Source organism: Streptomyces sp. NBC_00306, from assembly GCF_036169555.1.
Classification (GTDB): Bacteria; Actinomycetota; Actinomycetes; order Streptomycetales; family Streptomycetaceae; genus Streptomyces; species Streptomyces achmelvichensis.
In genome coordinates this window covers 8,348,489-8,360,826 of sequence record NZ_CP108032.1, presented here as the reverse complement: position 1 = coordinate 8,360,826, position 12,338 = coordinate 8,348,489, and the positions used below count along the sequence as shown (strand labels likewise).

The following is a 12,338-nucleotide window of genomic DNA, read 5'->3' as shown; positions in this document are numbered from 1 at the left end:
TCCTCTGGCGGGGCTAAAGGATGGTCGGGCTGTGGGAGGCGGTGCGCCCGGCGGCCTGCTGCCTCCCAGAGGTGCCGCCGCGGCAGGGGGAGCTCTAGGCCGAGACCGGCACGGATCCGGTGAGGCGGTCGTGGCCGGTGACGGGGCAGCCGAACACGGAGGCAAAGGCTTTCAGTTCCCGGTCCGCCCGGGGAGTGGGCCGCGCGCGGTCGAGGCTGTGCGACGCGAGGTCCATATGCTCCTCGATCGTCCGCAGTGCCCAGCCGGACCCGCCGCAGGCTTCGACGAGCTCGGCGGCCTCCCGGATCCGCCTGTCGCTGAGGGACGTATCAGAGCGGTAGAGGTCGGCGAGGCGGTCACGGTCAGCGCCTTGCGCGCGCAAGGCCGCCAGGAGCATGGGCGTCTTCTTCCGTCGGCGGATATCACTGCCGTGCACGCCGTCAACCCAGTCGCCCGTGGGCCGGAGGTCTTCCAGGTCGTCCTGGAGCTGGCAGGCGATGCCCAGGTGGTGACCGTAAGCGGACAGGGCCTCGATCTGGTCGTCCGCGGCGTCAGCGCACAGGCCGCCCAGCTCGCAGGCATAGCTCATCACCTGGCATGCCTTAGAAGCCATCTCATTTGGGTGACTCGGTAGTCTGTGAGTCATGGTGGGGATCGTTGAGCGGTTGGTGCCGGACGAGTTGTGGGAGTTGTTCCAGCGGGTGGTACCGGAGGCGCCGTCGCGGCCGCAGGGCGGTGGTCGGCGTCGGCACGGCGACCGGGAAGTGCTGGCGGCGATCGTCTTCGTGGCGACATCGGGTTGCACCTGGCAGCAGCTGCCTTCGGCGTCGTTCGGCCCGTCCGGAGCGACCGCCCACCGGCGGTTTGCGGAGTGGTCCAAGGCCAGGGTGTGGGCCAAACTCCACCGCCTGGTCCTCGACGAACTCGGTGCCCGCGGCGAGCTGGACTGGTCGAGGTGCGCGATCGACTCGGTGAACATGCGGGCCCTGAAAAGGGGGACCTGACAGGTCCGAATCCTGTCGACCGGGGCAAGTACGGCTCGAAGATCCACCTGATCACGGAACGATCGGGTCTGCCCATATCCGTCGGCATTTCCGGGGCCAATCTGCACGACAGCCAGGCCCTGATCCCGCTCGTGAAGGGCATCCCGCCCATCCGCTCGCGCCGCGGCCGGCGACGGCGCAAGCCCGCCAAACTCCACGCCGACAAGGGCTACGACTACGCCCACCTGCGGAAATGGTTACGCACGCGCGGCATCACCCACCGCATCGCCCGCAAGGGAGTCGAGTCCTCACAACGGCTGGGCCGCCATCGCTGGACCGTGGAACGCACCATGGCCTGGCTCGCCGGCTGCCGCCGCCTCCACCGACGCTACGAACGCAAAGCCGACCACTTCCTCGCCTTCACCAGCATCGCCTGCACCCTCATCTGCTACCGCAGACTCGCCAAATGAGATGGCGTCTTAGCCTCGACGACCGCCATGGATTCCTCCAGCGCCACCTCGGTGCACGCTTCGAGGTCCATGTCTGCGACCTGCCCGGCGGCCATTACCTGGACAGTTCGTCCCATCCGGCCGATGGCCGCCGGAATCCTTGGACCGCCTTGCTCGGACAGCAACTCGATGGCGAGGGCCAGCAGCGCGTTGCCGGTCTGCAGGGCCGCCGCGGTGCCGAACGCCGTCCACAGGGTCGGACGGCCACGGCGGTGGCTGTCGCGGTCCATGATGTCGTCATGGATCAGGGTGTGGTTGCCCATCAGGCTCCACGCCGCGGCCGCTTCCACCGCCCCATCCCAGCCGTCGCCGTTGATGTCTGCAGACAGCAGCACCAGCGTCGGCATCCGCAGTCGCGACAACCAGCCCTCCGCAGCCGCGCCGTCGGAGCCGGCCCACCCGTAGTGGAACTGTGCGAAACCACGCAGCGGCTCCGGAAGCATGGCCACCGCAGCTCGCAGGGAAGGGTCGAGTACCGCGCGGGCGGCGAGGAGGATCTCCTCGGCCGTCCGCCCCGGACCAACAGGACTCATCACCATCAGCGCCTCCCAATTTCCTGGATCCCGTCGGTGCACCGTTGGCAGCCGCCGCGGCGGTGCGCGCGGGTTGGTCGCTCATGCTCCGGCATCAGACCAGGGTCCGCTTCGCTGCGCCGCGGCAGGGTTGACGGACTGCCGCTGCCTGCGCGCCCACTGCCTTACGCAGCATTTCGCGATCGACTCGCACGGCCGACGTGCGCCTGGACTGGGAGCGGGATGGCCACGCTGCCCAGGCCGATCACGGGCGGTGTCCTTTCACGACCTTGTTTTGCTCGTCAGCTGTGCCGTCTGTGAGCCAGGCGGGTCCGATGTCGCAGACCTGGTGGCCGTCGGGGTAGGTTGCCAGGGCCAGGCGGTGGGGACGGTTGTCCGGGCGCGGCGGCAGCATCCGCAGGATGCGGCCGCGCGTACGTAGCAGCCAGGTGACCAGGCGCCGGTCGCGTTCAGGCGGGAGGGGCAGGCCGACTGCGTGCAGGAGGGCGTCGTCCAGGCTTGCCAGGGAGAGGCGGCGCATCACTGGCTTGAGCGGGCCGCGCAACGACTTGGGGAGCATGTCCGCGGTGAAAGCCATAGCAGCTTCGGCCAGGCGCCGGCTGCTGTCGGTGACGGCGAAATGCAAGCGCTCGTAGGACTGGGCGACCTGGTCGAAGTCGGCGAAGGTGGCCGGGACGTCCTTGATGCCCATGAGCTGCGCCAGGCGCCTGCCGTAGTTGGTCAGTGCCCGCTCCTCGTGCACGGTCAGGCGGCGCCAGCCGAACCGGTTGATCCACTGCACCGGCGTGACGATGAACAGGGCGATGATGTAGAGGTGGTCGTCGTTGCTGATCACGTAGCGTCGGTGCATCTGGTTCATGCGCCGCAGATAGGCCCGCCCTTCGGGGCTCTCCAGACCCAGGCGGCCCATCTCATACATGATCAGCAGGGTGTCGTCCGCACGTTTTTGGGTGTGGCAGACGATCTCGCCGGTCTCCTCCAGCAGGGCGCTGATGGACGGGACCGCAAAGGTGCGGAAGAAGGCCAGGGACACCGACTGCCAGTAATCCCAAGGAAATTCGTGCGCGGTGACCAACCGCCAGATCTCCTCGTAGTCCCGCTCCGGATCCAAACGCTGAATATGGCGAAGCCGGTCAAAGCGCCGTTGTGTTCCAGTCACAGACAAGCTGGCTCCAAGAGAAATTCGCTTCCGCCGACACGAGCGGACACTGCAAGCAACGCCGGTGCACGGCGCGGCGATAGGGCGTGAAGCGGCAGCAGGGCACCGCGCGGGAGGCAGGGCTCCACATGGGTGCATAGCCGGGGGCCTCGGTCAGCCGGCCCGCAGGCCTGACAGTTACGGGAACGGCTGATCGAGGCTGACGGGGCTGACCTTGCCGGTGCTGTCTTAGGGCACGGGGCCGAATGCGACCGCTGCGGCCGTGGCGCGATCGGTGGAGCTGAACATGTCCCGTACCGTCTGAGCCCATTCGGCGGTGCTGAACAGCCCGTGGCCGTCACGGTCGAGGCGGCGGAAGGTCTCCTCACTGAAGTCCACGTCGACGTCGAAGGCCTTGTAGATCAGGTCGAGCTCGCTTCGGTCGAGCATTCCGTCTCCGTCCCGGTCAGCCGCCTCGGCGACCACCTGGGCAACTCGCACCATCTGGTCGATGTAGACGGGATCCTCCTCCAGCCCGGCGTCGATCGCCGCGGTGAACTCCTCGCGGGTCACGCGACCGTCCCCGTTGTCGTCGGCGGCGCGACGGATGACCTCCCACCAGGCGTCGAAGGTCTTACGAAGTTCGCTGGCGAGCTTGTCGTCCATGTCCGGGCGCAGCATCCGCAACCGGTCGGCCCGCATCCGGAAATCTTCCTGGTCGATGTGGTCGTCGCCCGTTACGTCGAGTGTGTTGAACGCCGCGTTGATGTTGCGCTGCTGAAGGTCGTCGATCATGTCTTCTGACTCACTCCTCGATCAAGGTCTGGCCCCGTGACCGCAGCTATTGCGCTGCAGGGTCCAGTTGTCGCCGTCTGGCGCAACCCCAGAGGTTTTCTCCAGGCGCCGTTGCTGAAGGTGATGAGCGATTGCCGGTACGGTCCCTTGCCCCTTTGCGGCCGGAGCCGGGGCTCCGGTTCGTCACGTGCATGTCCATGTGTGCGGCGACGCATGCACCATTCGCGTGAAGTCGCTTGCCTGGATGAATGGCCGAATGACTGATCGATATGGTGGCCTGATCCGTGCTCGGATCTTTAGCTCGGAAGCGCAGCATCGTCATCGACGCCACCTGCCTGCTGCTGACCGTGCTGGTCATGGCCGCCAGCGTTCGGCACCGCCTGCCAGACCGCCTCGACGGTGTCCCACCCAACTGGCCCACGAGCCGCGTCCCGCACGGTTGCGCCGCAAGGAAGGCAGCATCGCAATTCGTAGTCAGGTTGCTGCCGCGCGCCGGCCGCCGGGGTGCCGGCCAAGCGGTGTTGGAGGGCTCTGCGCCGCTCGGCCAGCGCGGTGATCCGGCGAAATCTCTTCCTCCCGTAATGCGCGCGAGCGCCTCGAGGGCCTTCCCTGAAAAGGCACCGGTTCTGTCCTTCGGCACGGCACGGCACGGCAGGTCGAGGGCCTGGGCACGCGCTATGGCCGCACCGCACCCGGTACCAAGTCACTGTGGCGGGCCCTCGCACTCACCGTCGCACATAGGGCGCGCCCGCCGATCCGCACGGGGATGGCCGGCAGGGACTGCTTGAGCGGTGTCCTACGCAAGCGGTCCAACGGATCGCGGGTCGCACTCGTTTGTTCTGCCTGCGTAACCGCCGCTGTCGAGTGATCGTTGAAGGGAGGTGGCCGGACAAGAGGATCATGCTGCTGCCGCTGCGAAGTGGTCGAACCGCTCATCGCGGTCCGGCAGTTTCGGCGTTGTGAGCATGGTCGTGTGGGGCGTGGTGGCGATAGCCGCGGTGTTCGTCGTCGCCGTCGGCTGCGGTGACCTGCGCAGCACAGGGTTGCCGGTCCCGAAGGACGGTGCCTCCCAGCGGGCTGCGCGTCTCATCGCGGACCGGATCCCGCAGCTGGGGGACGAGCAGGTTGTTCTTGCGTTCTCCTCACGCGGGTTGCGCGGCGGTGATGCGGCCTATGACCAGGCCATGGTGGCGGCGGCGCAGGCCGCTGCCCGTGTGCGGGGGGCAGGCCAGGTGCTCGCGCTGCCTCAGGTGCGCGGCCAGGATCCGCACCACGCCTACCTTCTGGTGGCCTTGAAGGGCGACGCGGCCGCACGGCTCGGCCGTCTTCCGGTTCTGCGCGAGGCCGTGCACCACGCCGTGGCCACGGCTTCCAAGGGCCGTGTCACCGTGGCGGTGACCGGTCAGACGCCACTGGCAGAAGAGTTCGTCGCCTCGGACGTCGGGGACTTGCAGACGGTTGAGGCCGTCACGGTGCCCGTCGCCCTGGGGGTGCTGGCCTTCGGTCTCGGCTCGGTAGGGGCTGCCCTGCTGGTGCTGTTCACTGCCGGCCTCGGCGTTCTGGTCAGTGCGGCAATGGTGGCCGGGCTCGGGCTGATGGTGCCCGTGGACATGCTGGCGCTGGTAGTGGCCGTGACCGTGGGCTTCGGGCTCGGCCTGGACTACGCGCTGCTGATGGTGGTCCGTTACCGCCAAGCGAGAGCAGAGGGCCTCGGCCCGCAGGCGGCCACCGAACGGGCGGCGGCGACAGCCGGGCGGGCGGTGCTGTGGTGTGCCGGAGCGGTGGTCGTTACCAGTGCTGCCCTGCTGACCGTCCCGGTGGACCTGCTGCGTATGGTCGCCGTGGCAGCAGGCTTGGCCACCGTGGTCGCCGCGGGAGTGGCGACCACGCTGCTGCCGTTGCTCCTGCCCCGGCTTGATCGGCTGCTCTCGGCCGGGTACGTCCGGCGGCCGGGCAACGTACGGGCCATCTGGGAGCGGTGGGCACGCCACCTGATGCGCCACCCGTGGCCGTACCTGGCTAGTGCCGCAGCTCTACTCGTGCTCGCCGCGCTGCCCATGGCCGGCATGCGCCTGGGCGTGGATGTGGACCGTGCCTCGCTCACCGGCAGCGAAGCGGGCGTGGGCCTGGCACAGACGGAGCGCGACGGCCTGGCGAACGTCACTCTGCTGGCCCTCCCTCATGCCGCCGGCCAGGGCCCAGTCGACACGACGGACCTCATCGCAGCCTTGACCGAAGATCCACGCATCACCACCGCCGTGGCGCTGGACAACGGCCGTGACCTCACTGTCGTCGCCGTCGCGGACCGGATCCCGGTGGACAGCCCTGCAGCCGGAAAGCTGCTGGACGACGAACGCCGGCTCGGGCTGACTACCCTTCCCCAAGGGCAGAAGATTCTCGCCGCGGGGGGATCGGCTGCCCTGGCCGACCTGCAGCGTGAGATGCGCTCCGCCCTCGCCAAGGTGGCGATCCTCGTCCTGGCGGGCGCCTTCCTCCTCATGCTCGTCGTCTTCCGCAGTCTTGCGCTGCCGGTGAAGGCGATCGCGATGAACCTGCTGGCGACCGGGGCATCCTGCGGGCTGCTGAGCTGGTTCACCGGGGACACGGTCAACGTTCTCGTCCCTCTGATGGCCCTGACACTCGTCTTCGGCCTGTCGCTGGACTATGGAGTCTTCTTGGTGCACCGGATCACCGAGCACTACCGTGCCGGCGCCGCCTGCCAGGAGGCCGTGGTGCGCGGCCTGTCCAGCACGGCTCAACCCATCACCCTCGCCGCCGCCACCATGTCCGTCGTCTTCGCCGGTCTCCTCGTCACCGGCCGCCAAGAGCTCCGGCAGGTCGGGTTCCTCGTGGCTGTCGCCGTCCTGCTCGACGCCACCGTCATCCGCCTTCTCGTCGTACCTGCTCTCATGCGTCTGCTCGGCCACCGCAACTGGTGGCTGCCCCCGCCGCTGGCTCGCCTGCTGCCACCCATGCCCACCCTGGCCTCCTTCTGCGCCCCGCGAGGCCCGCGGCCCGGCGGGACGGAGAAGGACCCTGCCCCGACTGTCCTGTCCTACCGTGAGGAGACACGTTCATGAACAGCATCCTGTCGGCACCGCGCACATCACGGACCTGGACGGCCACGGTCGCCGTCCTGCTCGCCGCTGCCGCGCTGACCGCACCGGCCACCGCTTCCGCCACACCGCACACGACCACCGTCGCGGCGAACAGCTCCCGCCTCGCCCTGTCCTGCAAGGCCGCGACCCGCACGGGCCACCCGATCAGCTTCAGCCCGGCGCTCACCCTGCAGCAGCGCAAGACCCGCATCACGGCGACCGTCCACCTGACCAAATGCTCCGGCGCCAACCAGCAGTTGCGCAGCGGCACCTTCAAGGTTCAGGGCACCGCGCAGGCCAGCTGCAGCGGGGCCTTGGGCGTCTCCGGTTCAGGGAGCATCACCTGGTACGACGCCAAGGGGCACCGGGCCGGAACCTCCACCGTCCGCCCCACAGGTTCCGCCACCGGCTACAACCCCGGCAACGCCCTGCTCGGCGGGACCGTGACCTCAGGTCCGCTGAACCGAGGTCGCATCACGGGAAGCGCCACACCGACCAGCGATGTCAGCCGCTGCGCCGTCACAGGGCTGCGCACCCTGTCCGCCGCGGGAACGCTGAAGTTCCAGCGGTGACTGCGGCCGCCCACCACAGTCCCGCGCCCCGTCCCTCCCGGGAGCTCACGTGATCACCTCCGTCTACGCCAAGGCAGGCATCCACGACCCCCGCCTACGCGACGCGTTCCGGGTGTGCCGGCGCCTGGCTCGGCAGCGCTACCCGCACCTGGCGGACTGCATGAGAGTGCTGCCCGCCGAGGTCACGCTCGGCATGTCGGCACTCGGGGCGACCTTCATGCGGATCGACGACCTCACCGATTACGGAGCCGGGTCGGCCGAGGAACGCATCCGACGCGCCTCTGCCTGGATCACCGCACTCGAAGAAGACGTGGAACGCGGCGACAGCACCGACCCCGTGCGCAAGGCCATGGTGCACCTGACGCACGCACTGGACTTCCCTGTCGACAGCATCCGACCGCTCAACGAACGGATGACGCGTGACGCGGCCCGGGCCGCCCCCGGGACATGGCAGGAGTGGACGCAATACCAACGGCCGATCCTTGGCCCCTGTCTCGCCGCGTTGGATTGGGTCGCCTCCCGGCTCGGAGCGCCTCTGACCATCTCCGCTGGCCACACAGAGGCAATGATCGACATGATGCTCGGCCTGCAGCTGGTTGACGACCTCACGGACCTCGCCGAAGACCTTGACAACGACTACGTCAAACTTCCCCTCGAAGCACTGAACGCGTGCGGTCTGACGGCCCAGAACCTCCTGGAGCGTCGATGGACGCCCGCCACCGCCCAGTTGATGCGGTCCACGACCGAACGGGCCCGTGCCTTGCTCCACCCAGACGAACCGGCCATCGACTGGACGTTCACCTCGGCTGTATTCATGGGGGCGTTCAGGCGCCTGGCCATGGTCCAGTTGCGCCAGGTCGAAGAGGCGGGTGCCGCGATCCTGGCCCAGCCGCTCACGCTGCCCTACGCCACCCGGCAGCGCATCCTGCTGCCTACCCGGGCGAAGGCTGCCCTGATCTGGAAACTCAGCCCCTTCACCCGCGGCGCACTCAGCGCGCCCGCACCACCCCAACACCGTGCCCCAGCCGACCTCCTCGCCCGACACTCCGCCCCACTCATCCCCGTACTGCCTCCGCCGCCCCACTCCTCCGGAGCCCGACCACCCGCACTCAATGACACCCAGTTGCCCCGGCACGTCGCCATCATCATGGACGGCAACGGCCGCTGGGCAGCCGATCACGCGCTGCCCCGTGCCGAGGGACACCGAGCGGGGGCCGAAGCACTGCACGACGTAGTCCACGGTGCCCTAGAGATCGGTCTGCCGTACCTCACCGTCTACACCTTCTCCACCGAGAACTGGAACCGCTCTTCGGCCGAGGTCAAAGCCATCCTGGACGTGGTCCGCGACAATGTCGCCGATCAGAAGCTGTTCGACCTCGACCTCCGCTTTTGCTGGTCCGGCGTGCCCGACGGCCTGCCCAAGGATCTGGTCGAGGGACTCCAGGAACGGGAACGGACCACCCGGCACCGCACCAAACTCACCCTCACCGTGTGCATCAACTACGGCGGACGCAGCGAACTCGCCATAGCCGCACAAAGCCTCGCCCAGGCAGCCGTCGCCGGCCGGGTCAACCCGGTGAGCATCAACCAGCACACACTCGCCAGCCATCTGCCACTTCCCGACCTGCCCGACGTCGACCTGCTGTGGCGTACCGGCGGCGAACAACGCACGTCCAACTTCCTGCCCTGGCAGAGTATCTACGCCGAACTCCACTTCACTCCCGCTCACTGGCCCGACATCGACCGCCGCGACCTCTGGCAGGCCATCACCACCTACACCCAACGCCAGCGCCGCTACGGGACCGCCCGCACAGAAACCGACACACAGATTCCCGCCCCCCGGAAGAATGAGCTACACACCACCTAGCGCTCCCTCACCCGGCCTCATCTATCAGGACTTCTTCAACTCGGTCCAGTTCGACGGACCGAGCGGCCCGCGCTGAGGCACACTGCCCGGCCAAGCCGGTTAGCGTACTGGGTCGTGACCAACTGAGAATCGCCTTCGCGGCCCGTCCGCAGCCGCTTTGATCCGTGCCAACAGGTGGCTGCTGGAAGTCGCCGCTGCGACAATGATGCTGCTCGCGAGGGGTGCCCTTCTGCCGTCGGCATCGGCGGTTCAGTAATCAGCGCCCGGCTGGCTTGCCAGCTGGTGCGGGTCGCGCCCTCGGGATCAGGTGGGTGAGGCGGGGTGTGCCAGCGGTCGCTGACCTGGTAGAGGCCTGCGTTCCGCCGATGGCGTGGCTGATGGCCCTGGCGCAGGCCGGCGGTTGGGAATGGGCGGTCAGTTCGGTGCTGAGGCGGCGGAGACCGTCGGTGCACCGTCGGCGGGCCGCCGTCCGGTACCCGCGGGTTGCTCAGACCACGCCCCGGGCCGTCTTCGTGCTGGTGGGCGGTTACTGAGGCTTTTCAGGGGACGTCACGCAGGTACGCCGAGCGGCGGGTGCTCAAGCACGCGGGGCTCGTACTCGACCAGCTGGATGCGGCCGTCGAAGGTGCGGTGCTCGATCATCTCGAGGGCAACGTCCGGATAGCCGTCGTAGATGCGTTCTTCGCCCGTGGCCCCGGTGATCACCGGGAACATCACGACCCGGAAGCGGTCGACGAGTCCGGCTCGCAGCAGGGACCGGCACAGGCTGAGGCTGCCGATCGTGCTGAGGAGCGCCGAGCCACTCGATTTCATGGCACGGACCGCCTCGACAGCGTCGTCACGGACGAGCGTGGAGTTGGCCCACGTCAGTGGCTCCTCGAGTGAGGAGGAGAACACCACCTTGGACGCTTGCGTGAGCTCGTCGACGGACGCCTCTTCTTCGGGCCTGAACTCGCCTTGGCCATTGGGGACCTGGCCTGCAGCGAAGCCCGACATAAGGCGGTAGGTGTTCGCTCCCATCAGGTAGGTGGCCTCGGGCTGCTCGCCGAGCCATGCGAGGTACTCCGGGCCCTCGAGGCCCCAGAACCCGGGCCATCCCTCTCCCGATGCGTGGCCGTCGAGAGAGGTGATGAAGTCGACGAGAAGCTCCGACATGGCGGTGTCCTTTCCTGGGATGTCACGAGCTTGGACTGGCCGGGAGCCACAAACTCATCGGCCGCGCTGTGGAGTAACGAGAAACCCATGACGCTGCAGCCGAACAGATCGGCGGGGCGCCACCCGCGGACGGCCCAGGCCAACCGTCACGCTCAGCCGGGCCAAGTGCAACGACCACAACATTTCGCGCGGCTCACATCGAGCGCCCGGCCAGATGCATGTTCGAATAGGTGTTCTATACCGTAGGTGGTGGGAGGTGCCCTTCATGACCCCAGCACACGATCAGAACCTGGGCCCCGGCTCGCCGGTGCTGCACCTGCGTCTGCCCAGCGAGCGACCGGCCGTCGCCGATGAGGATTGCTTCCGAGCAGTTTTGGAGCTGGTCGGGGACGTGACACCCGTGGTGCAGTCGCTGCCGCCCTCTGCTTTGGTGGCTGACGTATCCGGGAGCCTGCGCTACTGGAATCGAGACCCGGCCGGGCTTGCCCGGGTGATCCGTGCGCAGGTGGCGGCGCAGTTCGGACTCGATGTGGGTATCGGGGTGGGGCCGAACTGGGCGATCGCCGCGATGGCATCGCGTGAGACCAGCGGCTGCGGCATCCATGCTGTCGGTTCCGGCCGGAGTGACGTCGAGGCGTTCCTGCATCCGCGGCCGGTCGGGGAGCTGTACGGCGTCGGCAAGCAGCAGGCTGGGACGCTCACCGCGTTCGGTGTCCACACCATCGGGCTGTTGGCATCCCTGCCCCTGGGCACGGTGCAGCGGGTACTGGGAGGGCAGCCAGGGCGCCTGTTGTGGGAGCGGGCCCATGGCATCGACCGCCGTGCCATCGTGCCGACCGGCCTGCCGCACAGCTCATCTGTGCTGCGCCGTTTCCCGATGGACACCCTGGACCCGGAGGTGCTGCGTGCGGCACTGCTGTCCTGCGCGGTTGAGCTGGGCGAGCGTCTCCGCGGCCGTGATCAGGCCGCCAAAGCCCTGACCGTGTCGCTCACGTTTTCGGACCGCACTCAGCTGACCCGTACCCGTCAGGTCCCCCTCGGTCCCTCCGCCCATACGGAAGACCTCCGCGACCTTGCCTACGAGATGTATGACGGCTTGGGCCTGCAGCGTGCGCGGGTCCGCAGCGTGGCGCTGCGCGGGGAGCAGCTTGTTGACGCAGGTCAGGTAGTTGAGCAGCTCAGTCTGGATGATCTGAGGGATCGGCGTCTGCGCACTGAGCCGGTCATCGACGCGCTCAACCGACGGTTCGGGCAGGGCACCGTTGGACCGGCCGCCGCCTTCCGCCGTGCCGGCTGACGGCGTCGAGGACGGCGTGTTGTGTTCGCTCAGGATGCGGTCGAGCTCGGGGCCGAGGATCTGACCGAGCCGGTGACGGTCTCGGTCTCGGTCTGGGAGCCGGCCGCCACGATCGGCCTGCGGCTCGACGGCCGGTACCGCACTGGACGCGCGTACGAGCGCCGCGACTTCACGGGCGGCCGGATCGCCTTCCGGATCCGCTTCCTGGACCCTCTCGCCAACAGGCCGGGGCGTCGCCTTTCGCGAGACCTGGGTCTGGGGCGATCCCGGGGCAATGGAGCTCCGTCCGCTCGGGGACAGCCCGCTCGAGTCCCAGCCGCGGCCAGGCGATGCCGTTCGGCTACGCCGGCCATTGCGGTCGAACCCGGGCTACAGCGAAGAGGTGCTCCAG

At 68.3% G+C, this 12,338-nt stretch carries 10 protein-coding genes; 5 read left to right on the top strand and 5 right to left on the bottom strand.

Annotated elements, in window-relative coordinates; genetic code table 11:
• Window positions 1–94: 94 nt before the first annotated feature.
• Entirely contained in the window at window positions 95–613 is a 519-nt protein-coding gene (locus OHA05_RS37515) for a polyprenyl synthetase family protein (RefSeq protein WP_328863189.1), read from the bottom strand.
• Window positions 614–644: 31 nt separating this feature from the next.
• Here OHA05_RS37515 and OHA05_RS37510 point away from each other — a divergent pair.
• Window positions 645–1,453, top strand: a protein-coding gene (locus OHA05_RS37510) for an IS5 family transposase (RefSeq protein WP_443043805.1) whose coding sequence is annotated in 2 segments (ribosomal slippage) — window positions 645–993 and window positions 993–1,453 — 810 coding nt in all. Because the reading frame shifts where the segments join, the coding sequence is not laid out codon by codon here.
• Here OHA05_RS37510 and OHA05_RS37505 read toward each other — a convergent pair.
• The 3 genes from OHA05_RS37505 to OHA05_RS37495 form a co-directional block, all read right to left on the bottom strand.
• Window positions 1,432–2,025 (bottom strand): polyprenyl synthetase family protein, encoded by a 594-nt coding sequence (locus OHA05_RS37505; protein ID WP_328863188.1) that lies wholly within the window; start codon window positions 2,023–2,025, stop codon window positions 1,432–1,434. The two genes, OHA05_RS37510 and OHA05_RS37505, sit on opposite strands and share 22 nt — an antisense overlap.
• A 244-nt stretch (window positions 2,026–2,269) precedes the next feature.
• The gene (locus OHA05_RS37500) at window positions 2,270–3,184 is read right to left on the bottom strand and encodes an oxygenase MpaB family protein (protein ID WP_328863187.1); all 915 of its coding nucleotides are present in this window, start codon (window positions 3,182–3,184) and stop codon (window positions 2,270–2,272) included.
• 228 nt (window positions 3,185–3,412) lie between these two features.
• On the bottom strand, window positions 3,413–3,958 hold the full coding sequence (locus OHA05_RS37495; RefSeq protein WP_328863186.1) for an EF-hand domain-containing protein: 546 nt from the start codon (window positions 3,956–3,958) through the stop codon (window positions 3,413–3,415).
• Between the two features lie 965 nt (window positions 3,959–4,923).
• Between OHA05_RS37495 and OHA05_RS37490 the strand changes: the two genes are divergently transcribed.
• Genes OHA05_RS37490 through uppS form a run of 3 tightly spaced genes read left to right on the top strand, consistent with a single transcriptional unit; the run spans window position 4,924 to window position 9,495 of the window.
• On the top strand, window positions 4,924–7,038 hold the full coding sequence (locus tag OHA05_RS37490; protein WP_328863543.1) for an MMPL family transporter: 2,115 nt from the start codon (window positions 4,924–4,926) through the stop codon (window positions 7,036–7,038).
• Window positions 7,035–7,628, top strand: a complete 594-nt coding sequence (locus OHA05_RS37485) for a hypothetical protein (RefSeq protein ID WP_328863185.1) — start codon at window positions 7,035–7,037, stop codon at window positions 7,626–7,628. The genes OHA05_RS37490 and OHA05_RS37485 overlap by 4 nt, the downstream gene beginning before the upstream one ends.
• A 49-nt stretch (window positions 7,629–7,677) precedes the next feature.
• On the top strand, window positions 7,678–9,495 hold the full coding sequence (uppS, locus tag OHA05_RS37480; RefSeq protein WP_328863184.1) for a polyprenyl diphosphate synthase: 1,818 nt from the start codon (window positions 7,678–7,680) through the stop codon (window positions 9,493–9,495).
• A 549-nt stretch (window positions 9,496–10,044) separates the two neighbouring features.
• Here uppS and OHA05_RS37475 read toward each other — a convergent pair.
• Window positions 10,045–10,650, bottom strand: a complete 606-nt coding sequence (locus OHA05_RS37475) for a dihydrofolate reductase family protein (protein ID WP_328863183.1) — start codon at window positions 10,648–10,650, stop codon at window positions 10,045–10,047.
• A gap of 265 nt (window positions 10,651–10,915) precedes the next feature.
• Between OHA05_RS37475 and OHA05_RS37470 the strand changes: the two genes are divergently transcribed.
• Window positions 10,916–11,947, top strand: a complete 1,032-nt coding sequence (locus tag OHA05_RS37470) for a DinB/UmuC family translesion DNA polymerase (protein WP_328863182.1) — start codon at window positions 10,916–10,918, stop codon at window positions 11,945–11,947.
• The last annotated feature ends 391 nt before the right edge of the window (window positions 11,948–12,338 follow it).

Excerpts from the sequence above, each read along its gene's own strand:
- OHA05_RS37515 (WP_328863189.1), bottom strand. The coding sequence starts at position 613 with ATGGCTTCTAAGGCATGCCAGGTGATGAGCTATGCCTGCGAGCTGGGC.
- OHA05_RS37505 (WP_328863188.1), bottom strand. The coding sequence starts at position 2,025 with ATGAGTCCTGTTGGTCCGGGGCGGACGGCCGAGGAGATCCTCCTCGCC.
- OHA05_RS37495 (WP_328863186.1), bottom strand. The coding sequence starts at position 3,958 with ATGATCGACGACCTTCAGCAGCGCAACATCAACGCGGCGTTCAACACA.
- OHA05_RS37490 (WP_328863543.1), top strand. The coding sequence starts at position 4,924 with ATGGTCGTGTGGGGCGTGGTGGCGATAGCCGCGGTGTTCGTCGTCGCC.
- OHA05_RS37485 (WP_328863185.1), top strand. The coding sequence starts at position 7,035 with ATGAACAGCATCCTGTCGGCACCGCGCACATCACGGACCTGGACGGCC.
- OHA05_RS37475 (WP_328863183.1), bottom strand. The coding sequence starts at position 10,650 with ATGTCGGAGCTTCTCGTCGACTTCATCACCTCTCTCGACGGCCACGCA.
- OHA05_RS37470 (WP_328863182.1), top strand. The coding sequence starts at position 10,916 with ATGACCCCAGCACACGATCAGAACCTGGGCCCCGGCTCGCCGGTGCTG.